Consider the following 26,538-nt stretch of genomic DNA (forward strand, 5'->3'; position numbering starts at 1 on the left):
CTGTCATCCGTCAACTTACTATGCTCCATGCGCATCAGGGGGATAGGTGCGTGGCGGCGATTGTGATAACATCCGGCGGTTTCCAGGGTCACCCCAAGGGGTAACCTTTAATGCGCAGATCCGTGTCATAACTCGTTGATTTGTCGTAAGTCGTTGCCAGGCATCATGCCAGCAGCGGCGAGCTTCGTTCGTCCCATAGGATGTGACGAGGTTTCACCCGAAAAAGGAATCAGGCTTCTCATGGGCGAACTGGCCAAAGAAATCCTCCCGGTCAATATCGAAGACGAGCTGAAACAGTCCTACCTCGACTACGCGATGAGCGTAATTGTCGGTCGGGCACTGCCTGATGCGCGCGATGGCTTGAAGCCCGTGCACAGGCGTGTGCTGTTCGCGATGAGCGAGCTGGGTAACGACTGGAACAAGCCGTACAAGAAATCTGCCCGTGTTGTCGGTGACGTGATCGGTAAGTATCACCCTCACGGCGACACTGCGGTGTACGACACCATCGTTCGGATGGCCCAGCCGTTTTCCCTGCGCTACCTGCTGGTAGACGGCCAGGGCAACTTCGGTTCGGTCGACGGCGACAACGCTGCGGCCATGCGATACACCGAAGTGCGCATGACCAAGCTGGCGCACGAGCTGCTGGCTGACCTGCACAAAGAAACCGTGGACTGGGTGCCGAACTACGACGGCACTGAAATGATCCCGGCGGTCATGCCGACCCGTATTCCCAACCTGTTGGTCAACGGCTCCAGCGGTATCGCCGTGGGCATGGCCACCAACATCCCGCCACACAACCTCGGTGAAGTGATCGACGGTTGCCTGGCCCTCATCGACAACCCCGAGCTGACCGTCGATGAGCTGATGCAGTACATCCCCGGCCCGGACTTCCCGACGGCCGCGATCATCAACGGTCGTGCCGGCATCATCGAAGCCTACCGTACCGGTCGTGGCCGCATTTACATGCGCGCCCGCTCGATCATCGAAGACATCGACAAGGTCGGTGGCCGTCAGCAGATCGTCATCACCGAACTGCCTTACCAGCTGAACAAGGCGCGTCTGATCGAGAAGATCGCCGAGCTGGTTAAAGAGAAGAAACTAGAAGGCATCACCGAACTGCGCGACGAGTCTGACAAAGACGGTATGCGCGTGGTGATCGAGCTGCGTCGTGGCGAAGTGCCTGAGGTGATCCTCAACAACCTCTACGCCCAGACCCAGCTGCAAAGCGTATTCGGTATCAACGTGGTTGCGCTGATCGACGGCCGCCCGCGCATCCTGAACCTCAAGGATCTGCTGGAAGCCTTCGTGCGTCACCGCCGCGAAGTGGTGACCCGCCGTACCGTGTTCGAACTGCGCAAGGCCCGTGAACGCGGCCACATCCTGGAAGGCCAGGCGGTTGCGTTGTCGAACATCGACCCGGTCATCGCCCTGATCAAGGCCTCGCCGACCCCGTCGGAAGCTAAAGAAGCCCTGATCAAGATGCCTTGGGAATCCAGCGCCGTAGTGGCGATGGTTGAACGTGCCGGTGCCGATTCGTGCCGTCCGGAGACCCTGGACCCACAATACGGCCTGCGCGACGGCAAGTATTTCCTGTCCCCGGAACAGGCCCAGGCCATCCTGGAACTGCGTCTGCACCGTCTGACCGGCCTGGAACACGAGAAACTGCTGGCCGAGTACCAGGAGATTCTCAACCAGATCGGCGAGCTGATCCGCATCCTCAACAGCGCCGTGCGCCTGATGGAAGTGATCCGCGAAGAACTGGAAGTGATCCGCGCCGAATACGGCGACGTGCGCCGCACCGAGATTCTCGATGCCCGTCTCGACCTGACCCTGGGTGACATGATCCCGGAAGAAGATCGCGTCGTGACCATCTCCCACGGTGGCTATGCCAAGACCCAGCCGTTGGCTGCGTACCAGGCTCAGCGTCGTGGCGGTAAAGGCAAATCGGCTACCGGCGTCAAGGATGAGGACTACATCGCTCACCTGCTGGTCGCCAACAGCCACACCACGCTGCTGCTGTTCTCCAGCAAGGGCAAGGTGTACTGGCTGAAAACCTACGAAATCCCGGAAGCGTCCCGCGCCGCCCGTGGTCGTCCGTTGGTCAATCTGCTGCCGCTGGACAGTGATGAATACATCACCACCATGCTGCCGGTGGACGAGTACACCGAAGGTCACTTCATCTTCATGGCCACCGCCAAGGGCACCGTGAAGAAGACCCCGCTGGAATCCTTCAGCCGTCAACGCAGCGTGGGCCTGATCGCCCTCGAACTGGACGAAGGCGACGTGTTGATCAGCGCAGCCATCACCGACGGCGAGCGTGAAGTCATGCTGTTCTCCGATGGCGGCAAGGTCACGCGCTTCAAGGAATCCGACGTTCGCGCCATGGGCCGTACCGCCCGCGGTGTGCGCGGTATGCGTCTGCCGGAAGGGCAGAAGCTGATTTCGATGCTGATCCCGGAAGAAGGCAGCGAGATCCTCACTGCTTCCGAGCGTGGTTATGGCAAGCGCACCGCTATCAGCGAGTTCCCGGAGTACAAACGTGGTGGCCAGGGCGTTATCGCCATGGTCAGCAACGACCGCAATGGCCGTCTGGTCGGCGCGGTCCAGGTGCTCGACGGCGAGGAAATCATGCTGATTTCCGACCAGGGCACCCTGGTGCGTACCCGGGTTGATGAAGTGTCGAGCCTGGGGCGTAACACCCAGGGCGTGACCTTAATCAAGCTGGCCAAGGACGAAAAACTGGTCGGCCTCGAGCGTGTCCAGGAGCCATCGGAAGTGGAAGGCGAAGAGCTGGAAGGTGAAGAGGGGATTGCACTCGAGGGGCAAGTGATCGGCGATGCCGATGACGGCGTCGACGAGCCAACACTCGACGCTGCCGCAGACGAAGAAGAACCGCAGGAATAAGCGGACACACAGGGGGCGGATGAAGATTCGCCCCCTTGTTGTTTGTCCCTTTTGAAAATGTTGAAACCCCGAATTATTGCACCACCCCACCAGATCAGAGTGAGATTGGATGTGAGCAAGAGAGCCTATAACTTCTGTGCCGGTCCCGCGGCGCTTCCTGAAGCAGTCCTGCAGCGCGCGCAGGGTGAACTCCTCGACTGGCATGGAAAAGGCCTCTCCGTGATGGAAATGAGCCATCGCAGCGATGAGTTCGTGTCCATTGCCACCAAGGCCGAGCAGGATATGCGCGACTTGCTGGACATCCCGTCTGACTACAAAGTGTTGTTCCTGCAGGGTGGCGCGAGCCAGCAGTTTGCTCAGATCCCGCTGAACCTGCTGCCGGAAAGTGGCACTGCCGACTATATCGATACCGGTATCTGGGGGCAGAAGGCTATTGAAGAGGCGTCCCGTTACGGTCACGTCAATGTGGCGGGCACTGCCAAGCCTTACGACTACTTCGCCATCCCCGGTCAGAACGAGTGGAAGCTCTCGAAAGACGCGGCCTATGTCCACTACGTAGCGAACGAAACCATTGGCGGCCTGGAATTCGACTGGGTGCCGGAAGTGGGTGATGTTCCGCTGGTATGCGACATGTCGTCGGACATCCTTTCGCGTCCTATCGATGTGTCCAAGTACGGCATGATCTACGCCGGTGCGCAGAAGAACATCGGCCCGAGCGGCATCCTGGTCAACATCATCCGTGAAGACCTGCTGGGGCGTGCGCGCTCGCTGTGCCCGACCATGCTCAACTACAAGGTCGCGGCCGATAACGGCTCGATGTACAACACCCCGCCGGCCTTCGCCTGGTACCTGTCGGGCCTGGTGTTCGAATGGCTGAAAGAGCAGGGCGGTGTGGCTGCCATGGGCAAGCTCAACGAAGAGAAGAAACGTACCTTGTACGACTTCATCGACAGTAGTGGCCTGTACAGCAACCCGATCAACCTGACCGATCGCTCGTGGATGAACGTGCCGTTCCGTCTGGCTGACGACCGCCTGGACAAGCCATTCCTGGCCGGCGCCGACGAGCGCGGCCTGTTGAACCTCAAGGGCCACCGTTCGGTAGGTGGCATGCGCGCCTCCATCTATAACGCTGTCGATATCCACGCCGTCAAGGCGCTGGTGGCTTACATGGCAGAGTTCGAAAAGGAACACGGCTAATGTCTGAGCAAGAACTCAAGGCCCTGCGCGTACGCATTGATAGCCTGGACGAGAAAGTCCTGGAGCTGATCAGTGAGCGCGCGCGGTGCGCCCAGGAAGTTGCACGGGTGAAAATGGCGTCCCTGGCTGAAGGCGAAGTGCCGGTGTTCTACCGGCCGGAGCGTGAAGCCCAGGTACTCAAGCGCGTGATGGAGCGCAACAAGGGCCCGTTGGGCAACGAAGAGATGGCGCGGTTGTTCCGTGAAATCATGTCTTCGTGCCTGGCGCTGGAACAGCCGCTGAAAGTGGCTTACCTGGGCCCTGAAGGCACCTTCACCCAGGCCGCGGCGATGAAGCACTTTGGCCACGCGGTGATCAGCAAGCCGATGGCTGCGATCGACGAAGTGTTCCGTGAAGTGGCCGCCGGGGCGGTGAATTTTGGCGTGGTGCCGGTGGAAAACTCTACCGAAGGTGCCGTCAACCACACCCTCGATAGCTTCCTTGAGCACGACATGGTGATCTGCGGCGAAGTTGAGCTGCGTATCCACCACCACCTGTTGGTGGGCGAAAGCACCAAGACCGACAGCATCAGCCGCATCTATTCCCACGCCCAGTCCCTGGCCCAGTGCCGCAAGTGGCTGGACGCGCACTACCCGAATGTTGAGCGTGTGGCGGTGTCCAGCAACGCCGAAGCGGCGAAGCGGGTCAAGGGTGAGTGGAATTCGGCGGCGATTGCCGGTGATATGGCCGCTGGCCTGTATGGCCTGACGCGCCTGGCCGAGAAAATCGAGGACCGCCCGGATAACTCCACGCGCTTCCTGATGATCGGCAGCCAGGAAGTGCCGCCGACCGGCGACGACAAGACGTCGATCATCGTCTCCATGAGCAACAAGCCTGGCGCGCTGCATGAGCTGCTGGTGCCGTTCCACGACAACGGGATTGACCTGACGCGAATCGAGACGCGTCCTTCGCGCAGCGGTAAATGGACTTATGTGTTCTTTATCGACTTCGTCGGCCATCACCGCGACCCACTGGTCAAGGGTGTGCTCGAGAAAATCAGTCAGGAAGCCGTGGCACTCAAGGTGCTGGGCTCTTACCCGAAAGCGGTTTTGTGAGGCTTTAACATGAGTGGCAACTTCCTCGCCCTGGCGCAGCCGGGCGTGCAACAACTGTCGCCTTACGTTCCGGGCAAGCCTGTGGACGAGCTGGCGCGTGAGTTGAACCTTGATCCGTCGAAGATCGTAAAGCTGGCCAGTAACGAAAACCCGATGGGCCCAAGCCCCAAGGTATTGGCTGCGATTCGTGATGCGCTGGCTGAGCTGACGCGTTATCCGGATGGGAATGGTTTTGAGCTCAAGTCCTTGTTGGCGGAAAAATGCCGCGTTGAGCTGAATCAGGTGACCTTGGGTAATGGCTCCAACGACATTCTTGAGCTGGTCGGGCGTGCCTATCTGGCGCCGGGCCTGAACGCCGTGTTCAGCGAGCATGCGTTTGCGGTCTATCCGATCGTGACCCAGGCCGTGGGCGCTGAAGCTCGCGTGATCCCTGCGAAGGATTGGGGGCATGACCTGCCGGCTATGCTGGCGGCCATCAACGAGCAGACCCGCGTCGTATTTATCGCCAACCCGAACAACCCGACCGGTACCTGGTTCAGCGCCGAAGTGCTGGACAATTTCCTGCAAGACGTACCGGAGCACGTGCTGGTGGTGCTGGATGAGGCTTACATCGAGTACGCCGAAGGCAGCGACCTGCCGGACGGCCTTGATTTCCTCGCGGCGTATCCGAACCTGCTGGTCTCGCGTACGTTCTCCAAGGCTTACGGCCTGGCGTCGCTGCGGGTCGGCTATGGCCTGTCCACCCCGGTGGTGGCCGATGTGCTGAACCGCGTTCGCCAGCCATTCAACGTCAACAGCCTCGCGCTGGCGGCGGCTTGCGCCGCGGTGCAGGACGCTGAGTACCTGGAAGAAGGTCGTCGCCTCAACGAAAGCGGCATGCTGCAGTTGCAGGATGGCTTCCGTGAGCTGGGCCTGGGCTGGATTCCCTCCAAGGGCAACTTCATTTGTGTCGACCTGGGTCAAGTGGCCGCTCCCGTGTTCCAGGGCCTGTTGCGTGAAGGCGTGATCGTGCGTCCGGTGGCCAATTACGGCATGCCGAACCACCTGCGCATCACCATCGGTCTGCCTGCTGAAAACAGCCGCTTCCTCGAGGCGCTGGCCAAGGTTCTGGCTCGTGGTTGATGTCACTGCATTGCAACCTGCTGTGCCTATGATCGGTCGCCTGGTGGTGGTCGGTCTGGGATTGATCGGCGGCTCCTTCGCCAAGGGCCTGCGGGAAAGCGGCCTGTGTGGCGAAGTGGTCGGTGTGGACCTGGACCCGCAGTCGCGCAAGCTGGCGGTGGAGTTGGGCGTGGTGGATCGCTGTGAGGCGGACCTCGCCGTTGCCTGTCAGGGTGCGGATGTCATTCAGTTGGCGGTGCCGATCCTGGCCATGGAGAAGTTGCTGGCGCTGTTGGCCGGCATGGATCTGGGTCAGGCGATCCTGACCGACGTCGGCAGTGCCAAGGGCAATGTGGTGCGTGCGGCGCGGTTGGCCTTTGGTGGCATGCCTGCGCGGTTTGTGCCTGGGCATCCGATTGCCGGTTCTGAGCAGAGCGGCGTTGAGGCGTCCAATGCGCAGCTGTTCCGTCGTCATAAAGTGATTCTGACGCCGCTGGATGAAACCGATCCTGCGGCATTGGCCGTGGTGGATCGGCTTTGGCGCGAGCTGGGGGCGGATGTCGAGCATATGCAGGTCGAGCGCCACGATGAAGTGTTGGCGGCGACCAGCCATCTGCCGCATTTGCTGGCGTTTGGCCTGGTGGACTCGTTGGCCAAGCGCAACGAGAACCTCGAGATTTTCCGTTACGCCGCCGGCGGTTTCCGTGATTTTACCCGGATCGCCGGTAGCGACCCGGTGATGTGGCACGACATCTTCCTCGCTAACCGCGATGCAGTATTGCGTACTCTGGATACCTTCCGCAGCGACCTCGACGCCTTGCGCGACGCGGTGGATGCGGGCGACGGGCATCAGTTGTTGGGCGTGTTCACTCGTGCGCGGGTGGCGCGGGAGCATTTCAGCAAGATTCTGGCGCGTCGGGCTTATATGGATGCGGCTGCAAGCGCGGATGACTTGGTGTTTCTCGGCAGTCCCGGTGGTCGCTTGAGCGGGCAGATTCGAATGCCTGGGGATAAATCGATCTCCCATCGCTCGATCATGCTCGGCTCTCTGGCGGACGGTGTCACCGAGGTAGAGGGTTTCCTGGAGGGGGAAGATGCCCTGGCGACCTTGCAGGCGTTTCGCGACATGGGCGTAGTGATTGAGGGGCCGCACCATGGGCGCGTCACCATTCACGGGGTTGGTCTGCATGGGTTGAAGTCGGCGCCGGGTCCGATCTATCTCGGCAACTCCGGCACCTCCATGCGGCTGTTGTCCGGTTTGCTGGCGGCTCAGAGCTTTGACAGTGTGTTGACGGGTGATGCCTCGCTGTCCAAGCGTCCGATGAATCGCGTGGCCAAGCCATTGCGCGAAATGGGCGCGATAATCGAGACCGGACCGGAAGGGCGCCCGCCGCTGACCATTCGCGGTGGCCAGGCACTTAAGGGGCTGACCTACGCATTGCCGATGGCCAGTGCTCAGGTTAAATCCTGCCTGTTGCTGGCTGGGTTGTACGCCGAGGGTAAAACCTCGATTACCGAACCGGCGCCGACCCGTGACCATACCGAGCGGATGTTGCGTGGGTTTGGTTATCCGGTGGAGGTGGCGGGCGCTACGGCTTCGGTCGAGTCCGGTCACGCGCTGACCGCAACCCATATCGAAGTGCCCGGGGATATTTCCTCTTCGGCGTTCTTCCTGGTGGCGGCGTCGATTGCCGAAGGCTCCGAGCTTTTGCTTGAGCATGTGGGCATCAATCCGACCCGTACCGGGGTGATCGATATCCTGCGGCTGATGGGCGCGGATATCACCCTGGAAAACCAGCGGGAAGTAGGTGGCGAGCCGGTTGCTGATTTGCGTGTTCGCGCGGCGCCTTTGAAGGGGATCGAGATTCCCGAGGCGTTGGTTCCGCTGGCGATCGATGAATTTCCGGTGCTGTTCGTGGCGGCGGCATGCGCCGAAGGCCGAACGGTATTGCGCGGGGCGCAGGAGTTGCGGGTCAAGGAGTCCGACCGGATCCAGGTCATGGCCGACGGTCTGCTCGCCCTGGGCGTGAAGTGTGAACCGACACCTGATGGGATTATCATCGACGGTGGCGTGATGGGCGGCGGCGAAGTGCATGCCCATGGTGATCACCGGATTGCCATGGCCTTCAGCGTGGCCTCCCTGCGAGCGGCTGCGCCGATTCGTATCCATGACTGTGCCAACGTGGCTACGTCTTTTCCGAATTTTCTTACACTGTGTGCCCAAGTCGGCATCCGTGTTGCCCAAGAGGCTCAATTGTGAATATCAAAGCACCGGTGATTACCATCGACGGGCCAAGTGGCTCGGGCAAAGGCACGATCGCCGGCATCCTGGCCAAGCGCCTGGGCTGGTGCCTGCTGGACTCCGGGGCGCTGTACCGCTTGCTGGCCTTTGCCGCACGCAACCATGGCGTCGACCTGACCAACGAAGAATCGCTGAAGCTGCTGGCTGCGCACCTCGACGTGCAGTTCGTCGGGGCGACGGAAGGTCATCCTCAGCGCATCATCCTGGAAGGGGACGATGTGACCGATGACCTGCGTAACGAGCAGGTCGGTTCCTGGGCTTCCCAGGTCGCCGCATTGCCGGCGGTGCGCGACGCGTTGCTGCAGCGTCAGCGGGCTTTTCAGGAGCCGCCGGGTCTGGTGGCCGATGGCCGCGACATGGGCACGGTGGTGTTTCCTGAGGCGCCGCTGAAGATTTTCCTGACTGCCAGTGCCGAGGAGCGGGCCCGCCGCCGTTACTTGCAGTTGAAGGGCAAAGTCGATGGTGTTAGTCTGTCGAGTCTGCTAGATGAGATCCGTGCACGCGATGAGCGTGATACCCAGCGTGCGGTAGCCCCGCTCAAGCCGGCGGCTGACGCCATACAGCTGGATTCCACGGAGTTGTCCATCGAGCAGGTGCTGGAACGCATCTTGAGTGAAATCGCCATTCGCGATATCGCCGGGTGACCAAGAAGGCCGCAGGGGACCAGTCATAGTCCTGTGGTGCTTCTTTTAATTGAAACTGACCCACACCGTCTGGGGTGTGGAGATGGGCGTATTCTTCGCCCTTATCAACAGGAATTAAAATGAGCGAAAGCTTTGCGGAACTCTTTGAAGAAAGCCTAAAAACCCTGAACCTTCAGGCAGGCTCCATCATCACCGGTGTTATCGTTGATATCGATTACCAAGCTCGCTGGGTAACCGTTCACGCTGGTCTGAAGTCTGAAGCTCTGATCCCGCTGGAACAGTTCTACAACGATGCCGGTGACCTGACTATCAATGTCGGTGACGAAGTTCACGTTGCTCTGGACTCGGTTGAAGACGGTTTCGGTGAAACCAAGCTGTCCCGTGAAAAAGCCAAGCGCGCTGAATGCTGGATTGTTCTCGAAGCAGCCTTCGCAGCTGAAGAAGTGGTCAAGGGCGTTATCAACGGTAAGGTTAAAGGCGGCTTCACTGTCGACGTTAACGGCATCCGTGCGTTCCTGCCAGGTTCTTTGGTCGACGTTCGTCCTGTGCGCGACACCACGCACCTGGAAGGCAAAGAACTCGAATTCAAGGTCATCAAGCTCGACCAGAAGCGCAACAACGTTGTCGTTTCCCGTCGCAGCGTCCTGGAAGCAGAGAACTCCGCCGAGCGTGAAGCTCTGCTGGAATCCCTGCAGGAAGGCCAACAAGTCAAAGGTATCGTCAAGAACCTCACCGATTACGGCGCATTCGTCGATCTGGGTGGCGTCGATGGCCTGCTGCACATTACCGACATGGCTTGGAAGCGTATCAAGCATCCATCGGAAATCGTCAACGTTGGCGACGAGATCGATGTCAAGGTTCTGAAGTACGATCGTGAGCGCAACCGTGTCTCCCTGGGCTTGAAGCAGCTGGGCGAAGATCCATGGGTCGCTATCAAGGCTCGTTACCCAGAAAGCACCCGCGTCACCGCGCGTGTTACCAACCTGACCGACTACGGCTGCTTCGCAGAGCTGGAAGAAGGCGTGGAAGGCCTGGTACACGTTTCCGAAATGGACTGGACCAACAAAAACATCCACCCTTCGAAAGTCGTACAAGTCGGCGACGAAGTGGAAGTTATGGTTCTGGACATCGACGAAGAGCGTCGTCGTATCTCCCTCGGCATCAAGCAGTGCAAATCTAACCCATGGGAAGATTTCTCTGGCCAGTTCAACAAGGGCGATAAAATCTCCGGCACCATCAAGTCGATCACCGATTTCGGTATCTTCATTGGTCTGGACGGCGGCATCGACGGCCTGGTTCACCTGTCCGACATCTCCTGGAACGAAGTTGGCGAAGAAGCTGTTCGTCGTTTCAAGAAGGGCGACGAGCTGGACACCGTTATCCTGTCGGTTGACCCAGAGCGCGAGCGCATCTCCCTGGGTATCAAGCAACTGGAAAGCGATCCGTTCTCCGAGTACGTTCAAGAGAACGACAAAGGCGCAATCGTTAAAGGCATCGTGAAGGAAGTTGACGCTAAAGGCGCCATCATCACTCTGGCCGACGATATCGAAGCGACTCTGAAAGCCTCCGAAATCAGCCGTGACCGCGTTGAAGACGCGCGCAACGTTCTGAAAGAAGGCGAAGAAGTAGAAGCCAAGATCATCAGCGTTGACCGCAAGAGCCGCGTAATCCAGCTCTCCATCAAGTCGAAAGACGATGCTGAAGAGAAAGAAGCCATCCAGAGCCTGCGCGACAAGCCAGCGACCTCTGAGCCTTCTGCTGGTCCTACCACTCTGGGCGACCTGCTGCGTGCACAAATGGAAAAACAGAACTAAGTTCTGTCAGACCATAGAAAAAGGGCGACTTCGGTCGCCCTTTTTTGTGCCTGGGATTTGGTGTCGTGCGCAACGTCGCCTTGGCGTTAAGCGGCTGAGGCGCTGTCGTCTCGCTGGCAGTCTATTCGACCTCGTAGGCTGTATCTGACAGTGAATGCGCTGAAGTGGCTCCAGCGAGGCTGAGCGAGAGCTGGCTGTCGTAGTGCGCAATGCCAACGCTTTTCGAGTTACACCCCAAGTCTTTGAATATAAGTCAATACATGGGCTGTTCAAATTCCTCCGGTCATGCTAAAACCTTTGAAGCGCTTTTCCTAGCTGCTTGAAAAAGAAGGGAAAAATATGACGAAGTCGGAGTTGATCGAACGAATTGTCACCCATCAAGGGCTGCTCTCATCCAAAGATGTCGAGTTGGCCATCAAGACCATGCTTGAGCAGATGTCCCAATGTCTGGCTACCGGCGATCGGATTGAGATTCGTGGGTTTGGTAGCTTTTCGCTGCATTACCGGGCGCCGCGTGTGGGGCGTAACCCGAAGACTGGCCAATCCGTCAGCCTCGATGGCAAGTTCGTGCCTCACTTCAAGCCGGGCAAGGAATTGCGTGACCGGGTGAACGAAGACGAGGAAGAAGGCGTCTGAGTGTTTTTGGGGTAGGAGAGGGTTATGCGTGGGGTTAAGCGCGTTGCGGCAGTAGTGGCTGTATTGGTTGTTGCTTTGGTGGTGGTGGCATTTGTGCTGGAGAATCAGCAGAACGTGTCCCTTTCATTCCTGGGATTTGCCACTGGGCAGGCACCGGCGTCGGTATTTATTGTGGTTGCTTTGATTGTTGGAATGTTGATCGGGCCGCTATTGGGGGCGTTGTTTCTCCATCGCCGTCATAAGGCTGTTGCCGCAGGAAGGGTCTAGTCGCGTTTCCCAGCTTGCTTTGCAAAGGCCTATGAGAGTACTGGGTACCGTTCGTCAGATAATTTTATTTAAATTTAGTCTCGCTCGATGCATGGTGCCGTGTTGATGCGGTCGCTGTAGGAAGCTGTGCGGATGTTACATTCAATGTTGTCTCGCCCTTTCACATTTTTTCTCTTTTTTGTTCTCCTCGAGCGAAGCTAGTGAGGGTTTCCCCCTAGTGTCGTAGGAGTATTCCTACGGATATGTCAAGACTTGTAATGTGTCGGATAGCTGGCAAACTGAGATCAGTTCTCGAAACGGGCAATTGTGCGCTAAAAACTTGGCAGAGACGCTGGGGCTTAGCGGCTAGATAAACAGAATAAAAGAACCCACACAATTAAGTCTGCATAACGAGCCAGCAGTTTCTCTTTGAAGGCAGGTCTTTGTTGTGAGTAGTAGTTTCCGCGCTCCACCCGTACCACCGTCCGACGAAATCGATATCGTCGCGCTATTTCAAGCGATTTGGCGGCAAAAAAAACTCATCATGATCATGGCGGCTGGCACTGGCTTGCTGGCTGGCATCTATGCCTTCACGGCCACTCCGGTGTATCAGGTAAGTAGCGTCTTGCGCCCTGTTGCGATCAACGAGCTGGATGCGCTGAACCGGTCAGAGGTTTATACGCTTCCTCCCAGTGCTGCGCTTTTAAAGGTAGGAACTTCGCTGGAGTCTTATGAGACAAGGCTCGGGTTCTTTCGTGAAAATCAACAGTTATTCAAGGCCTTTGTACGTCCAGGGCGGAGCTTGGAGCAAAGTTTCGAAGAGTTTAATCGGAACTCCATCAATCTTTCCTCATCGGACACAAAAAATACCGACGCCTTAAGTTCATTTCTAAAACTTGAGATGAATTACCCTGAAGGCGTTGATGGTGTTTCTATTCTTAATGGCTTTGTAGCCTATGCCGTTGCCGTCGAGCGCAAGCAAGTTGCCGCGGACATTGATGTGATTGTGAGAAATCGACTCAGCGAGCTGCAAGGCAAGTTGGAGGCGGCACGCTCAGGTTATTTCAATGATAAGCAGAGCAAAATTGCTTCTTTGCAAGAGGTTGACGTTTTGCGTCGTTCTCAGTTGATGGATGAGCTAAAAGCCCTTCGTGAGCAGTTGAAGACCCAGCGCACTTACCGTGTAGCCCAGTTGGATGAGGCTATTGGTATTGCGCGTTCGTTGGGAATTGTTAAGCCCACCACGCCTACCTCTTTGAGTGACTCGGCGGGTTCGAACGTTAGTGTTATGCGAACAGAAATAAACAATCAGCAAATCCCCCTTTACTTTATGGGGGTGGATGCACTGAAGGCTGAACGCGCAGCGTTGATGGCACGCAAGTCAGACGATTTCACTGAAGGCCGTATCTCGCAAATAGCAAAAGAGTTGCAATTGCTCAAGTCAAATCGGCAAATTGAAGTGCTGAATCAGCGTAAAAATGAAGATATTTTTCTTGCGGGCATAGAACCGTTACGTGCCGAAATCGTCCGGTTGAAGAACCTTAATGTCAACTTGGACAATCTCAAACTTGTCGTTATTGATCGGCAGGCCCTGGAGCCATTGCAGCCGGTGAAACCGAAAAAAATGCTGATCATTCTATTTGGCCTGATTGCGGGCGGGCTTCTCGGTGGGGTCATCGCGCTTGCGCGTGGCTGGGCGGCCAGTCGCCCAGCGGTGGTGAGTCTTCCCATGAGGATGGAAAGTCCCCAGGCTAAGTGATTCCTTTGGCGGCTATATGCTCGTCTTTACGGCTGATCCAGGTTCTCCTGCGAGTGCTTTCTATTCTTCCTTAGGGGGCTGGAGGAGAGCGTTTTCGTTGCCTTCATGTGGGAACTCAGGAGATAGGAGAGCATCCTATGAGCAATCGATGCACTTGGATTTTTGCGTGAGAGGCCTAGCGTCTCGCTCAACCAACAGTGAAGTCTGGGTGGCCTTTCCTGTCCCTGGGGCTTTTGAGTGCGAAGCAACGATAAAAACGGTAAAATCTCGAGTCAGAATTTTGTCATTTTTTCTTGTGCCGCCTTAATAAATGGAGTCACATCGGATGGACCCTACGTTCAAGCCAGTTATTTCTTCGGGGGTTCCGGAGAGTGCTCGTCGACTGTTTTGGGAGGTTTTTTTTTCCTCCAGAGGGCGGGGAATCGACCTGCTCACCCATTTCCCTTGGATGTCGTGCGTCGAAAAGGTCTCTTGTGTCGAAATCAAGGACTCATCAGTCTCTGATGAGACAATTGCTGCGTTAGTCATTAGAACCCTGGATGTCAGCAAAGGCGTTTCTGTTGGGCTCATAGGTTTAGTCTGTGTGGATGAAAAATCCCGTGGAAAAGGCTTGGCTTCGAGCTTAATGAGCAGCGCCATAGAATTTGGCGAGCACCAAAATCTGGCTGCATTGATCCTGTGGACGCAAAAGCCGGAGGTTTATTCCGGTCAAGGGTTTATCACCGATGAGCGAGACCGCTTCGGCCATATTCAGGTGATGCAAGAGCAACGCAGCAGGTTAGAGTATACGACGCGCGACTGGCCCGACTCATCATATGCCGGCGAGGCTGAGCGTGGCCTTCCTCCTTTTGCGACCGGCGGGCTGATGATCTCAAGCGATAACGCGGGAATCATCGTGCTCGTAGCGGGGGGAGGACTGAGCATAGCGGACTGGTTTGGGAAGGAAAAAGATGTTGTCGATTTGATCAGGGCATCCATGTCGGATCGCTGTTCTCTCAACGTTGGTGAAGAGGATTCTTTAATATCCGAGTTGGAAGAACAGGGCCTTGAATTTGATTTAAGTCCAGCGGCCATTAGGATGGTTAGATATTTAGGCTCCGCTGCTCCTGTTGAACTACCCAAAATTAAATTTCTTGATCGGATCTGAAAAATGTCAAATGTAAACTCACCGATTCCTCTAGTGAAAGTTGCGATGCCGCAGCGCGAGATTCTGATGCCTGCCTTGGAGTCGGTGCTATACAGTGGCATGATTTCCGAGGGGGAGTATGTTTATCGGTTTGAAGACGTTTTTGCCGAAACGTTCAAACTGAAAAATGTCTTGGCCACCAGCAGTGGTACTGCGGCACTTCACTTGTCAATGATTTTGTCGGGCGTTAAAGCCGGTGACGAAGTCATAACGACTTCCATGACTGCTGAACCAACTAACACCACTATTTTGCAGATGGGGGCGACCCCAGTATTTGCGGATGTTGAACGTGACACGGGCAATCTTTGCCCCAATGCAGTAGAAGCTGCTGTGACCTCCAAAACGAAGGCCATCTGCGTTGTTCATTACGCGGGCTATCCTGCCCGTTTAAAAGAGCTGAGAGAAATTGCCGACCGTCACAACCTTTCGCTGATTGAAGACTGCGCTCATGCGTTGGGGGCTGAATATAACGGGCTACCGATCGGCACAGTCGGCGATTACGCTATTTTTTCTTTTCAAGCGATTAAGCATATGACCACCATTGATGGCGGTATGCTTATGATGAAAGACCCTAGCCAAATGGGCGATGCCCGTAAGCTCCGTTGGTTTGGTTTGGCAAAAGGTGTGCCGCGCACTGAAGTTGATATCACGACTGTTGGTTATAAATACAATATGCACAACGTCGCTGCAGTGATTGGTTTAAAGCAGATTGAAACAATTTCACCTCTATTGAAAAAGCACCAAGACAACGGGCGTTTTTTTGACGATGCCTTGAAAGAGATCCCAGGTTTGTGTCCAGCCCCAGTACAGTCAGCGGTGAACCCTGCTTACTGGTTGTATACACTTCTATCGGATGATTCGTCTGAAGTTGAAAAGCTGTTAGCTGCCAGCGGGGTGATGGCTTCCAAGCTCCATCGTCCAAATCACTTTCATTCTGTATTCAGGCCTTTCGCAGGTGCTATGCCCGGTCTTGACGATTTTTACAAGCGCTTGATCCATATTCCGTGTGGGTGGTGGGTGTCTGTTGAGGATCGTGAGCGTATTGTCGACGTTCTTAAGCGCGGTTGAAGAGAGAAGTCACGATGTCTAAGGTATTGCCTCTGTACGGTGTGGTCGGTCTTCCCGAAATGGAGGCTGTAGCTTTGGATATACTGCGCTCTGGCAGAATCGCCGGTGGAGAGTGGGTTGCAAAGTTTGAGACGGGCCTAAAGAGCATTGTCGGGATGCCCTACGTAGTCTCCACAGTAGACATGACGAGTGCTCTGTTTCTCGCTCTGCATCTGGCGGGGGTGACACAAGGCGACGAGGTGCTCACGACTGCATTCGCTTGTTTGTCCACCAACTCAGCAATCGCCCAAATCAAAGCCACCCCCGTTTGGGTCGATGTGGCCCCTGGGAATGTAATTGTGGACTTGGCGGATCTGGAATCGAAAATTACTGATAAGACCAAAGCCGTGATTTTGTATCACGTAGCGGGATACCCAGGGCCCGCGAAAGAAATCAGTGATTTATGCAAAAAATACAATCTTGTGCTCATAGAGGATTGCGATAATGCTCTTCTGGCGGAGCAAGATGGGCTTACCGTAGGCACAAACGGCGATTTTGCTATTTACTCGTTTTATCCTAATCGGCAGATCAATACGACTGAAGGTGGAGCATTAGCCTGCCGCAGCGAGCTGATGGCGACCAAGGCCCGTCATTTAAGGCGTTTTGGTATCAACTTTGATCACTTCAGAGCTGCGTCGGGGGAAATTAACCCGTTGTCCGATATTCCTGAGATAGGCTGGGGGATAACTCTAAATAATCTCTGTTCTGCGTTGGGCTGCGCGCAATTCGAAACGCTTATGGCCAGGCGGAATATTACTCTTAGGAATGCTGGCCTGCTGCAGACGCTCCTAGCAGATATTCCGCGTCTGAAGCCTGTTCCCGTACGCGAATCAGACAAACCCGCCTATTGGGTCCTTTTAGTATTCGTTGAAGAAAAAGAGCACGTAATCAGTGAGTTAAAAAAGCGCGGGGTGATGGCCTCTGGTGTACATCAGCGCAATGATATTTATAGTGGGTTTGATGGTAAACGCTGCCCCTTACCCAATACAGATTATTTACAAGACCATGTTATTGGCATTCCGTGTGGGTGGTGGTTGGAAGAGGCTGATGTGCTCTATATTGCCAATGCTCTGAAAGAAGTGGTTGATATGAAAGTTGATAACAACGCATGAACTTGCGAACCTCTATTGTTGGTAAAATGTTAATGCTGTACGTCGGAAGGTCTTCCGGCTTGATCGTGGCCTTCCTTTTTTTGCCGCTATACAGCCGTTTGCTGGGAAGTGCGCAGTTCGGGGTAGTAGCGGTGATTCTATCGCTTCAAGCGCTTCTGGTAATGATGGACCTTGGAATGTCCACGCTGATAGGGCGAGAAATTTCTGTTTCCTCCGCTGATGACAATGGGTCCATTATTGGTCAACTGCGAACTGCTGAGTTAAGTCTGTCCGGATTTTACGCGGTTTTGCTACTGCTTGCGGTAACGTTGAAGTTTTTTTATATCGGCAATTCTGCTTCCTGGTTAGTCGTCATAGGCGCAGTAGTTTTATTTTGGCTACTCGTCATGCAGAATTTATACTATTGCAGTTTGATTGCGCGCCGCAGTTATACGTTAGGTAGTGCAATACAAATCGTCGGAGTTGTATTTCGTGCATGTGTAACTGCCGCTGCATTGTATTATGTGTCGGCTACGCTGGAAACATTCATCGTTACACAGTTGGCTGTCACCGCCGTCCATTGGTGGTTTTCACGTTTATTCATTGTGAATGCACTTTCCAGCAAGAGCGGTGTGCTTCTCGAACTAAAACGTCCAACGATGAAGGACGCGCTAGCGCTCACCAAAATGGGCGGAGCGCTAGTTTTATTTTCCGCTGCGGGTGCGGCAGTCACCCAGTTGGATAAGCCGATCATCTCAATGTTCGCATCCGCCAGTAGTGTAGCGCCTTACTACTTGGCTAGCTTGTTGTGCATGACGCCTATTTCTATTCTGGCGGGACCGGTTAGTCAGTATTTTCAGCCAATTTTCTTGCGTGAGACTGCGAGAGGAGAGGCGGATGCCGCACATAAGACAGTGATCAGATTTGCGGTATCTGTATTTGTCGTTACCGCATTGCCAACCTTTATCTTGTGGTGGTTTCGTACACCTATTATCGATCTTTGGGTTGGTACAAGTGATAATAACTCCCTAATTGCAACTTATGTTGCAATTCTGCTTCCAGGCTTAGCCATTGGTGCGTTTGGGTTTATACCCTATAGCTTGTTGATTTATGCTAAAGACTATCGTTATCAGGCCCTGATTTCTGCGTCGCTGACTGTTATTACGTTAGTGCTCGCGACGGTAGCCGCAGTAGGAAGAAATATTGAAGCGGTTTGCTATATCTACTCCGGATACCATACCGCTTCGACAGTGCTGTCTTGGATCAGGGCGTCCAGGCTGCCCGCTGTAAGACCGTACGCGATACGCTCAGCATTGTTTGTGCTTATCCTGGTTCTCGCATCTGTTTCAGTTTTTGGTTCTGCTTTATATATACTTATTTGATAGGTGGGTCGTACTATGTTTGATAACAAGGTTTTAATGATTACAGGCGGTACCGGTTCGTTTGGTAATACCGTATTGAATCGGTTTCTGAATACTGATGTCAAAGAGATCATCGTATTTAGTCGGGACGAAAAGAAGCAAGAAGATATGCGTATTGCTTTGAATAATCCTAAAGTGAAGTTCCATATTGGTGACGTACGGAATTATGAAAGTATCAACCGTGCCATGGCAGGCGTGGACTACGTGTTTCACGCCGCAGCCCTGAAGCAGGTACCTTCGTGTGAATTTTATCCAATGGAAGCAGTACTGACGAACGTTACCGGGACCGAAAACGTTCTGAATGCTGCGATTGATAATAATGTTAAACGCGTTGTTCTCCTCAGCACGGATAAAGCAGTGTACCCAATTAATGCAATGGGTATTTCCAAAGCAATGGGCGAAAAGATTTTGATCGCTAAGTCTCGGACTGTCCGTGAAGGCGGCCCGGTCTTTTGCGCCACCCGCTACGGGAACGTGATGGCGTCCCGTGGTTCTGTGATCCCTCTTTTCGTTGAAAAGATCAAGGCCGGCGTACCGCTCACCGTGACTGATCCAAACATGACTCGTTTTTTGATGAGCCTGGAAGACTCTGTTGATCTTGTACTTCATGCATTTGAGCATGGTGAACAGGGCGATATTTTCGTTCAGAAGGCGCCCGCGAGCACTATCGGTGACCTGACTACTGCACTGAAGGAGTTGTTTGCCAGTGATGCCGCAGTGAATATCATCGGCACTCGCCATGGTGAAAAGCTCTATGAGTCGTTGGTGTCTCGTGAGGAGATGGCCAAAGCTAAGGACATGGGCCGTTACTATCGTATCCCTGCGGATAACCGTGACCTTAACTATGATAAATTTATTATTGAAGGTCATCCTGAGGCAAATGCGATCGACGACTACACTTCTCACAATACAGAACTACTGAGCGTTGAAAGAATTAAAGAACTGCTGATGACGTTGGCTTACATTAAGCAAAGTATCGGTTAATAGGTATGACTCTATTAAGTGTGATCATACCAACGCATAACAGGGCCAAATATGCTGTGCAATCTATCCGGTCTATTCTGGAGATTTCACAGGATATTCAGGTAGTCGTGTGTGACTCAAGTCCTGTAGACGATATTTCCAGTCATTTTGCGGGCGAGTACTCGGCATCCCGTTTAAAGTTGGTACGATCCGGACAAGGCATAAGTGTGGTAGATAACTTTAATCTTGGCTTGGACTCTGCCGATGGCGAATATCTGATTTTTATTGGAGATGATGATTTTGTCTCCGATGAAGTCATGCAAGTTGCTGCGTGGGCGAAAGAAAAGCATATTGACTCTTTGAAGTTCAGTTTCCCTGCGCTGTATTATTGGGATGACTTCAAGCATTCAACCCGTGGTGACATGTATTCTGGAACGGTACACATCACGCCGTTCAATGGTGCAGTGACTTCCCACGACCTGAAAGCATCAATGACCTACGCCATTGACAATTTCGGCGGTGGCGTTTTTGACATGCCGCGTGCGTATGCCGGCATGATATCGGCGGACTTGGCTCGCAGGATCAAAACAAAGTACGGTAATTTATTTGGTGGGGTCAGCCCCGATATCTATAGTTCATACCTTATTTCCAATGAGTCAACGAATTGTTTTCTCATTGATTACCCGGTGATCGTTCCAGGTGCGTCAGGTGTCAGTACTTCCGGGCAAAGCAGTTCGGGCGGGCATTACGGAAAGCTCAGAGATAACGCGCATATTGCACCTTTTAAGAATTTGGTTTGGGATGAGCGCGTTCCAGAATTCTACTCTGTGCCCACTGTCTGGTCTTACTCGCTTCTAAAGGCCATAGAGCAAGTTGAGATGGCTGATCGGGTTCGGATTCGGCCAAATTTTGGTCGATTGTTGGTTAAATGCTTTTTGTATTTCCCCGGCTCGTATAAAGAGACGTTCGCCTCTTTAAGGAAATCGGCTTCTTTAGATGGCTACGGCAAGATTGTCGGTCAATTGATCGGTTCTGTTTGGTCCGAGTTTCTTTGGGTCGTTTCGCGGATTGCCAGTCGCCTACGCGGCCGAAAAGCAGTGGGTAGTGAAGTAGCGATTTTGAAAGGTGAAGCAACTTCGTATTCGGCAAAGAAGGCGTTGCAAAAGTTTCTTGAGGGACACGGCGTCAGACTACAACTTCCACGTTAAAAAAGTAGGGCGGTCTAAATAAGCGTTATCGGTATGTCTATTACTCTAGCGCTGGACAGAGAAGTTTTGCCAAGGCTGGGTGGTCGGTATGTTTGATTAAGGAGTGCAGTGTAAACGTGGAGCGTCGGTTGTTGTCGCCTGTCGTGCGCTATGAAGGTGCTTTGAGTGTGTGGAATGTTATTAGTCCAAACCTTAGCTTTTTATGAATTAATTTTGCCGCGACGTGAGGTTTTATGGCCTTCTACATTTTAAGTACCTTGTTTTTTGCGTGTGTAAGTACGCTGGGTGGGCAAATAAGATGGCCTCGTACGTTTGTCATCTTTGGCTTGATGCCAATGATTTTGCTTGCCCTGTTGAGGGGCGATGTCGGAGTCGACACTGCAGTCTACTTGCAGGAAATTCAGAAGATAATTGAAGCTGGGAAATATACGCACACGTTTGAGCCTTTTTTTGAAGGGTTGATTCTGCTGCTCTCAAGTGTTTTAGATAACCCAAGGGCAATACTGGCTGTGTTAGGCGCGTTTACAACTTTATTTTTGGTTTTGGGGGTGGTGGACAAAAAACAGTCACTGTTTATTTTTTGCGCTTTTATCATGCCGACCTATTACTTTGATATGGTCATGAACGGCATACGGTATGGTCTTTCTTTTGCTATTGTTTTTTGGGCACAGCAATATTTAAGGGAGTTCCAGGTAAAAAAGTTTATCGTATGGGTGGTGGTCGCAAGTTTGATTCAGAGTTCCGGAGGCGTGCTGGGGCTTATACTCTATGTTCTTTACAGTAGGCAATGGAAGGTATTAATCGGATCAGGCGTTTTGTTTGGAACGGGGTTTGCTGCTGCTTATCCGTATTTTATGGCGAAGCTGCAAAGTTACTCTGAAATATACACCGCGTCGATTTTTTCTGGCCTGTCGACATTAGCGGTCACGGCATGCTCGTTGTCTATATGGATGCTTGATCCTGGAACTCGCAAGAATACCTTGCCTGCTTGTTTGGTTCTATTGGGATTGTCCTTTTTCATGTTTGGCCTGGCGCAATATTCTTATGCCGGATTACGCTTTTTGCAATTGATAAGTTTTGGAACGTTTTTGTATTTTGCAATATCAATATCTGGCCAGCGTGTTGTGCTTTCCAATATCACTAAAATTACACTTGTTGCTGTAGCAGTTATTGCCTTTGTACTGAAGATGAAAAACTTTTCGGACAGTGTTGGTGAGGGAGCTTCACCTTTTGTTCCCTATATGTTTTTTTGGGAGTAAGTGTAGTGCCGCAATCATTATGTTCCATTATTGTGCCCATGTATAACGTCGAAAATTATATTGAGCGTTGCTTGGCAAGCTTGGTGGCGCAGACGTATGAGCCTATAGAAATTATTATCGTGGATGATGGTTCGACGGATAATTCCCTGAATGTCTGTGAGCGTTATTTCGACGGTGTCGATAACGTAAGGGTTTTGACTCAAGTCAACAGTGGACAGGGTGTGGCGCGCAATTTTGGTGTAAGCGTCGCATCGGGTGAGTATATCGTTTTTGTGGATGCTGACGACTGGATAGATGAAAACCTTTGTTCTGATATGATTCGCCGTATCGATGAAGACCAACTCGATTTTATTAGTTATGGTTTGGATTTTATCGATCAGAATAACCAGATTGTTCATAAAATTGACAGTTTCAAGTATTCAGAGTTGTCGGGCGAAGCCATCTTTGTCGCGGCCATGCTGGATGACTCAGTGCTGTCCAGCCCTGTCAATAAGGTATACCGGCGTTCGTTTATTAACGCGCACGGTATTGAATTTCCGCCCGTTAGAGCTTGTGAAGACATGTATTTTTCGCGAGCGATCTCATTTTTCTCGTCAACCACTGCCTTTGTTTCCAAGGTCTATTATCATGCCTTGGTGAGAGACGGCAGCACCAGTCGTGCAGTAGGCGAGGTTTTCTTTGCCTCTCTGATAAAGACGTTAGAGCTGGAAAAGCAATTTTTGATGAAAAATGGCGTTTGGGAAAAATACGGAACATTATTTTCCGCTCATGCCTCCAAGCAGGTTGCTCATGCGTTGGTGCTTGCCGCGTTTAGGGTGCCAGCTTATGTAGACTATTCACGCATTGTCGTTGAACTCCGCAGGCTCCCGGTGATCATGAGTGCCAGGCGTTCAGAGATTTACGCGTTACTCGGGCAGAAACACAAGGTGGTTTTGGCGCTTGGTCGATCAACTCTATTGCTGCGTGCAGTGGCCAAGGTGGTAAAGTTTTGTGGATACTCTCCTTACTAAGAGAAGGTTATTAAAGTGCTAAAGGTCTATGGTGTTTGGGGGGGGATAAAGCTGCTGGGTGACCTCATCTATACAAAGTTGTTTTATCGAACAGCGAGAATAGTTAGGCGGCCTTTTTATATTCGTGGCCGTAGTCATGTGACAATTGGTAAAAAGTTTACGACAGGCGTGGGGTGTCGGATTGATGCATTCCCTACAATACCGGGAATTTGCCTAAGCGTGGGCGATGATGTACAGATCAATGACTATGTGCATATCGGTGCGGTTCAATCAATAACGATCGGCAATCGGGTTCTGATTGCAAGTAAAGTCTTTATTAGCGACCATAATCATGGGGTCTATAAGGGAAGTGGCAGGCATTCTTCGCCTTTCGAGAACCCGGCTACCCGCGAAATTGCTGCTGCGCCCGTTGTTATAGAAGATGACGTTTGGTTGGGGGAGTTTGTGTGTGTATTGCCAGGGGTTACGGTTGGGAAAGGCAGTATCGTCGGTGCAATGTCTGTTGTTACTCGCGACGTTCCACCCATGAGTATTGTGGTGGGCTCGCCAGCGAAAGTGATAAAGGTATATAACGCTGAAAACTCGGCTTGGGTGGATGTATGACGGTAGTTAGCAGTTGTTCATCGAAGCGTGCGCATGTGGCGGTGTTGCTGGCTGCGTACAATGGCACCCAGTGGTTGCAGGAGCAAGTGGATTCCATTTTGAATCAGCACGGTGTCGATGTGACACTTTTCGTCAGCGTTGATGTTTCTTCTGACGGAACCGAGGGGTGGTTTGAAGAACTCAGCAAACAAGATGAACGCGTTCGGTTGTTGCCTTACGGTATGAAATTTGGCGGTGCTGCGAAGAATTTCTTTCGACTGATTCGCGATGTTGACTTCAGCAACTTTGATTACATTTCATTTTCCGATCAGGACGATATTTGGATTGATGACAAGCTATCCACTGCTCACGAGAAGCTATCGAACTCTGAATATTCAGCTTATTCCTGCAATGTGACAGCATTCTGGCCGGATGGTCGTCAAGTGATTCTTGATAAGTCCCAAAAACAACGCGAGTATGATTTTGTATTTGAGGCGGCGGGACCTGGTTGCAGTTACGTGCTTAGCGTTTCGCAAGCCCTCCGTTTCAAAGCGTTTCTTGTGGAGAACTGGTCGGTCGCGAATGAAGTGTCCTTGCACGATTGGTTAGCCTATGCGTGGTACCGTTCTAACAAGATAGCCTGGTTTATTGATCCTTCCTCCAAGATTCTCTATCGCCAACATAGCAATAATCAGGTGGGCGCAAATAAGGGGATCAAGGCGCTTGCCGCGCGTCTGGCTTTGATGAGATCTGGATGGTATCGAAACGAAATTTCCAAGATTTCCAGCTTGTTGTCGGCCAATTTGCCACAGTTGCCTGTCGCGTTGGTTCGCCGTGGCGAAGTGCCTTTTTCATTTCTTGTAAAAAATATAAACAGCACCCGGCGACGTTTTCGAGATCGCGTTCTTCTGGCGGTGGTTATCGTTGTTGGAATTTACTAGTGCGGGGGCTATGTTGATGACCAAGGTATTTGTGACAGGCGCTTCTGGATTTTTGGGTCGGGCATTAATAGAACGATTGGCTTTTCTGAATTTTTCTTGCACTGCCGCACTTCGACAACCGTTGGGATCAATCCCGGCTAGTGTTGAACGTGTAAAGTTCGATTCGCTGGATAATACATTTAACTGGTCGCCCGTGTTAGCCGGTCATGAGGTGGTTGTGCATTGCGCTGCTCGTGTACATGTAATGAGCGATGCTTCTGCTGACCCTCTTGTAGAGTTTCGCAAGGTCAATGTTTCGGGCACCTTGCACTTAGCAGCTCAAGCGGCGGCCGCCGGCGTCAGGCGCTTTATTTTTATTAGCTCGATCAAAGTAAACGGTGAGGCTACTCAGCCGGGCTCACCGTTTACTGCTGACGACGTGCCATCCCCTCGCGACCCATACGGCGTTTCCAAGATGGAGGCTGAACAAGGATTGCGAGCAATGGCTGAGAAGACCGGTATGGAAGTTGTGATTATCCGCCCTGTGCTGGTCTATGGGCCGGGCGTCAAGGCTAACTTCTTGAGTATGATGCGTTGGATGGACAAAGGTATTCCTTTACCCTTCGCCGCAATTGATAACCGCCGGAGCCTGGTGGCACTGGATAACCTGGTGGATTTGATAGTCACCTGTATTGCTCATCCAAAAGCGGCTAATCAAACGTTTCTGGTCAGTGATGGTGACGATTTATCAACTGCCAGTCTGTTGAAGAAGATGGCACAGGCATTGAATAAGCGTGCCAATCTTTTCCCAATGCCCGGCTATATGTTGCAGGGCGCCGCAAAGTTGGTGGGCAAAAAAGCGATTTCGCAGCGACTCTTGGGGTCGCTGCAGGTCGACATTTCGAAAACCAGGAATCTGTTGCAGTGGCAACCGCCGCTGTCGGTTGACGCCGCGCTGAAGGTCACGGCGTCACATTATATGGAGCTTAAAAAACGATGATCTATGGGTATTTTTCTGTCGTCGTTTTTGCATTGTCGGTCGGATTGACTTGGGCATTGAGGCGTTATGCATTGTCTCGAAGCATCATAGATATTCCAAATGCCAGAAGTTCACACTCGGTGCCAACGCCTCGCGGCGGTGGTGTTGCGATTGTGGTGGCATTTCTGCTTTCCCTGTTGGTACTGGGGTATGCGCAACTTGTTCCGGCTGCGATCATTATCGGTTTGGGCGGCGCAGGTGCGCTGATCGCGATTGTCGGCTTTATGGACGATCATGGTCATATTGCTGCACGTTGGCGTTTGCTGGGACATTTTGCCGCGGCGGTCTGGGCGCTCTTCTGGTTAGGCGGATTGCCGCCCCTTCAAATCATGGGCTTCAGTGTTGACTTTGGCTGGATCGGGCACGTTCTGGCGGCGTTTTATCTGGTGTGGATGCTCAATCTATATAACTTCATGGACGGGATTGACGGCATTGCCAGTGTCGAGGCTATTTGTACCTGCCTAGGCGTATGCCTGCTTTACTGGTTAGCCGGGTTGGATCACCTTATTTGGTTGCCATTTATTCTCGCGATGGCTGTAGCGGGTTTCCTGTTTTGGAATTTCCCCCCTGCCCGCATTTTCATGGGTGACGCAGGCAGCGGATTCCTTGGGATTGCCCTCGGAATTATTTCAATTCAGGCGGCGTGGGCTTCATCGCAACTGCTTTGGGCATGGTTGATCCTGTTAGGGGTTTTTATCGTCGATGCCACTTACACATTGATCCGCCGGCTGCTGCGTGGTGATAAAGTCTACGAAGCCCATCGTAGCCACGCCTATCAGTATGCATCCAGGCAGTTTGGCACGCATCGCCCGATAACCTTGGCGGTGGGGGCTATCAACCTATTCTGGCTATTACCTTGGGCTGCGGCGGTTGTATTGTTACAACTGGACGGCCTGGTGTGCCTATTATTGGCGTATCTGCCGCTGGTTGCATTGGCTATCAAGTTTCACGCGGGGTCACTTGAGAAGGTCTTTTGAGTGTATTGCGACTTTTTTCAGGAAAAATTCGCTAAGGAACGTAGAATGAGCGTTGGCGAGTAAATAGCGGGAGCAGTC

22 protein-coding genes are annotated in these 26,538 nt (G+C 53.1%); all 22 read left to right on the forward strand.

All coding sequences use genetic code 11. From position 1 onward, the window contains the following. Window positions 1-240: 240 nt before the first annotated feature. Entirely contained in the window at window positions 241-2,904 is a 2,664-nt protein-coding gene (gene gyrA, locus ACUN0G_RS07800; RefSeq protein ID WP_017477315.1) for a DNA gyrase subunit A, read from the forward strand. A 111-nt stretch (window positions 2,905-3,015) separates the two neighbouring features. After that, window positions 3,016-4,101 carry a 3-phosphoserine/phosphohydroxythreonine transaminase gene (gene serC, locus ACUN0G_RS07805; RefSeq protein ID WP_093200255.1) on the forward strand — a complete coding sequence of 362 codons (1,086 nt, stop codon included), beginning with the start codon at window positions 3,016-3,018 and terminating at the stop codon, window positions 4,099-4,101. Then, on the forward strand, window positions 4,101-5,195 hold the full coding sequence (gene pheA, locus ACUN0G_RS07810; RefSeq protein ID WP_017477317.1) for a prephenate dehydratase: 1,095 nt from the start codon (window positions 4,101-4,103) through the stop codon (window positions 5,193-5,195). Before serC ends, pheA begins: the two co-directional genes overlap by 1 nt. A gap of 9 nt (window positions 5,196-5,204) precedes the next feature. Then, on the forward strand, window positions 5,205-6,317 hold the full coding sequence (gene hisC, locus ACUN0G_RS07815; protein ID WP_445573051.1) for a histidinol-phosphate transaminase: 1,113 nt from the start codon (window positions 5,205-5,207) through the stop codon (window positions 6,315-6,317). Window positions 6,318-6,345: 28 nt separating this feature from the next. Continuing rightward, on the forward strand, window positions 6,346-8,556 hold the full coding sequence (locus tag ACUN0G_RS07820) for a bifunctional prephenate dehydrogenase/3-phosphoshikimate 1-carboxyvinyltransferase (RefSeq protein ID WP_445575529.1): 2,211 nt from the start codon (window positions 6,346-6,348) through the stop codon (window positions 8,554-8,556). Then, the gene (cmk, locus tag ACUN0G_RS07825) at window positions 8,553-9,242 is read left to right on the forward strand and encodes a (d)CMP kinase (RefSeq protein WP_003172653.1); all 690 of its coding nucleotides are present in this window, start codon (window positions 8,553-8,555) and stop codon (window positions 9,240-9,242) included. Before ACUN0G_RS07820 ends, cmk begins: the two co-directional genes overlap by 4 nt. A gap of 119 nt (window positions 9,243-9,361) precedes the next feature. Continuing rightward, on the forward strand, window positions 9,362-11,056 hold the full coding sequence (rpsA, locus tag ACUN0G_RS07830) for a 30S ribosomal protein S1 (protein ID WP_003218806.1): 1,695 nt from the start codon (window positions 9,362-9,364) through the stop codon (window positions 11,054-11,056). A gap of 339 nt (window positions 11,057-11,395) precedes the next feature. Further along, the gene (ihfB, locus tag ACUN0G_RS07835) at window positions 11,396-11,692 is read left to right on the forward strand and encodes an integration host factor subunit beta (RefSeq protein WP_003218804.1); all 297 of its coding nucleotides are present in this window, start codon (window positions 11,396-11,398) and stop codon (window positions 11,690-11,692) included. 24 nt (window positions 11,693-11,716) lie between these two features. Next, window positions 11,717-11,959: a LapA family protein gene (locus tag ACUN0G_RS07840; RefSeq protein ID WP_445573052.1), complete on the forward strand. Its 243-nt coding sequence runs from the start codon at window positions 11,717-11,719 to the stop codon at window positions 11,957-11,959. Between the two features lie 427 nt (window positions 11,960-12,386). Then, window positions 12,387-13,697, forward strand: coding sequence for a Wzz/FepE/Etk N-terminal domain-containing protein (locus ACUN0G_RS07845; protein WP_445573053.1), 1,311 nt, complete (start codon window positions 12,387-12,389; stop codon window positions 13,695-13,697). A 325-nt stretch (window positions 13,698-14,022) separates the two neighbouring features. After that, window positions 14,023-14,844 (forward strand): GNAT family N-acetyltransferase, encoded by an 822-nt coding sequence (locus tag ACUN0G_RS07850; protein ID WP_445573054.1) that lies wholly within the window; start codon window positions 14,023-14,025, stop codon window positions 14,842-14,844. Between the two features lie 3 nt (window positions 14,845-14,847). Next, window positions 14,848-15,951, forward strand: a complete 1,104-nt coding sequence (locus ACUN0G_RS07855; protein ID WP_445573055.1) for a DegT/DnrJ/EryC1/StrS family aminotransferase — start codon at window positions 14,848-14,850, stop codon at window positions 15,949-15,951. A 14-nt stretch (window positions 15,952-15,965) separates the two neighbouring features. Next, window positions 15,966-17,102: a DegT/DnrJ/EryC1/StrS family aminotransferase gene (locus ACUN0G_RS07860; protein ID WP_445573056.1), complete on the forward strand. Its 1,137-nt coding sequence runs from the start codon at window positions 15,966-15,968 to the stop codon at window positions 17,100-17,102. Next, window positions 17,099-18,463: a lipopolysaccharide biosynthesis protein gene (locus ACUN0G_RS07865; RefSeq protein WP_445573057.1), complete on the forward strand. Its 1,365-nt coding sequence runs from the start codon at window positions 17,099-17,101 to the stop codon at window positions 18,461-18,463. Before ACUN0G_RS07860 ends, ACUN0G_RS07865 begins: the two co-directional genes overlap by 4 nt. 15 nt (window positions 18,464-18,478) lie before the next feature. Beyond that, window positions 18,479-19,486: a polysaccharide biosynthesis protein gene (locus ACUN0G_RS07870; RefSeq protein WP_445573058.1), complete on the forward strand. Its 1,008-nt coding sequence runs from the start codon at window positions 18,479-18,481 to the stop codon at window positions 19,484-19,486. A 5-nt stretch (window positions 19,487-19,491) separates the two neighbouring features. Further along, window positions 19,492-20,673, forward strand: a complete 1,182-nt coding sequence (locus tag ACUN0G_RS07875) for a glycosyltransferase family 2 protein (protein WP_445573059.1) — start codon at window positions 19,492-19,494, stop codon at window positions 20,671-20,673. A 233-nt stretch (window positions 20,674-20,906) separates the two neighbouring features. Beyond that, complete coding sequence (locus ACUN0G_RS07880) at window positions 20,907-21,932, forward strand: EpsG family protein (protein ID WP_445573060.1); 1,026 nt, start codon at window positions 20,907-20,909, stop codon at window positions 21,930-21,932. Between the two features lie 5 nt (window positions 21,933-21,937). After that, window positions 21,938-22,942, forward strand: a complete 1,005-nt coding sequence (locus ACUN0G_RS07885; RefSeq protein WP_445573061.1) for a glycosyltransferase family 2 protein — start codon at window positions 21,938-21,940, stop codon at window positions 22,940-22,942. Window positions 22,943-22,957: 15 nt separating this feature from the next. Beyond that, window positions 22,958-23,545: an acyltransferase gene (locus tag ACUN0G_RS07890; RefSeq protein WP_445573062.1), complete on the forward strand. Its 588-nt coding sequence runs from the start codon at window positions 22,958-22,960 to the stop codon at window positions 23,543-23,545. Further along, on the forward strand, window positions 23,542-24,465 hold the full coding sequence (locus ACUN0G_RS07895; protein ID WP_445573063.1) for a glycosyltransferase: 924 nt from the start codon (window positions 23,542-23,544) through the stop codon (window positions 24,463-24,465). The genes ACUN0G_RS07890 and ACUN0G_RS07895 overlap by 4 nt, the downstream gene beginning before the upstream one ends. Before the next feature lie 13 nt (window positions 24,466-24,478). Beyond that, entirely contained in the window at window positions 24,479-25,444 is a 966-nt protein-coding gene (locus ACUN0G_RS07900; protein ID WP_445575530.1) for a UDP-glucose 4-epimerase family protein, read from the forward strand. After that, a complete protein-coding gene (locus ACUN0G_RS07905; RefSeq protein WP_445573064.1) occupies window positions 25,441-26,460 on the forward strand; it encodes an MraY family glycosyltransferase in 1,020 nt (339 codons plus the stop codon). Before ACUN0G_RS07900 ends, ACUN0G_RS07905 begins: the two co-directional genes overlap by 4 nt. Window positions 26,461-26,538: the final 78 nt, after the last annotated feature.

This window comes from Pseudomonas sp. 32A, assembly GCF_052682255.1.

Coding starts and splice junctions, on each gene's coding strand:
- gyrA (WP_017477315.1), top strand. CDS start 241: ATGGGCGAACTGGCCAAAGAAATCCTCCCGGTCAATATCGAAGACGAG.
- pheA (WP_017477317.1), top strand. CDS start 4,101: ATGTCTGAGCAAGAACTCAAGGCCCTGCGCGTACGCATTGATAGCCTG.
- hisC (WP_445573051.1), top strand. CDS start 5,205: ATGAGTGGCAACTTCCTCGCCCTGGCGCAGCCGGGCGTGCAACAACTG.
- ACUN0G_RS07820 (WP_445575529.1), top strand. CDS start 6,346: ATGATCGGTCGCCTGGTGGTGGTCGGTCTGGGATTGATCGGCGGCTCC.
- rpsA (WP_003218806.1), top strand. CDS start 9,362: ATGAGCGAAAGCTTTGCGGAACTCTTTGAAGAAAGCCTAAAAACCCTG.
- ihfB (WP_003218804.1), top strand. CDS start 11,396: ATGACGAAGTCGGAGTTGATCGAACGAATTGTCACCCATCAAGGGCTG.
- ACUN0G_RS07840 (WP_445573052.1), top strand. CDS start 11,717: ATGCGTGGGGTTAAGCGCGTTGCGGCAGTAGTGGCTGTATTGGTTGTT.
- ACUN0G_RS07850 (WP_445573054.1), top strand. CDS start 14,023: ATGGACCCTACGTTCAAGCCAGTTATTTCTTCGGGGGTTCCGGAGAGT.
- ACUN0G_RS07855 (WP_445573055.1), top strand. CDS start 14,848: ATGTCAAATGTAAACTCACCGATTCCTCTAGTGAAAGTTGCGATGCCG.
- ACUN0G_RS07860 (WP_445573056.1), top strand. CDS start 15,966: ATGTCTAAGGTATTGCCTCTGTACGGTGTGGTCGGTCTTCCCGAAATG.
- ACUN0G_RS07865 (WP_445573057.1), top strand. CDS start 17,099: ATGAACTTGCGAACCTCTATTGTTGGTAAAATGTTAATGCTGTACGTC.
- ACUN0G_RS07870 (WP_445573058.1), top strand. CDS start 18,479: ATGTTTGATAACAAGGTTTTAATGATTACAGGCGGTACCGGTTCGTTT.
- ACUN0G_RS07875 (WP_445573059.1), top strand. CDS start 19,492: ATGACTCTATTAAGTGTGATCATACCAACGCATAACAGGGCCAAATAT.
- ACUN0G_RS07880 (WP_445573060.1), top strand. CDS start 20,907: ATGGCCTTCTACATTTTAAGTACCTTGTTTTTTGCGTGTGTAAGTACG.
- ACUN0G_RS07895 (WP_445573063.1), top strand. CDS start 23,542: ATGACGGTAGTTAGCAGTTGTTCATCGAAGCGTGCGCATGTGGCGGTG.
- ACUN0G_RS07905 (WP_445573064.1), top strand. CDS start 25,441: ATGATCTATGGGTATTTTTCTGTCGTCGTTTTTGCATTGTCGGTCGGA.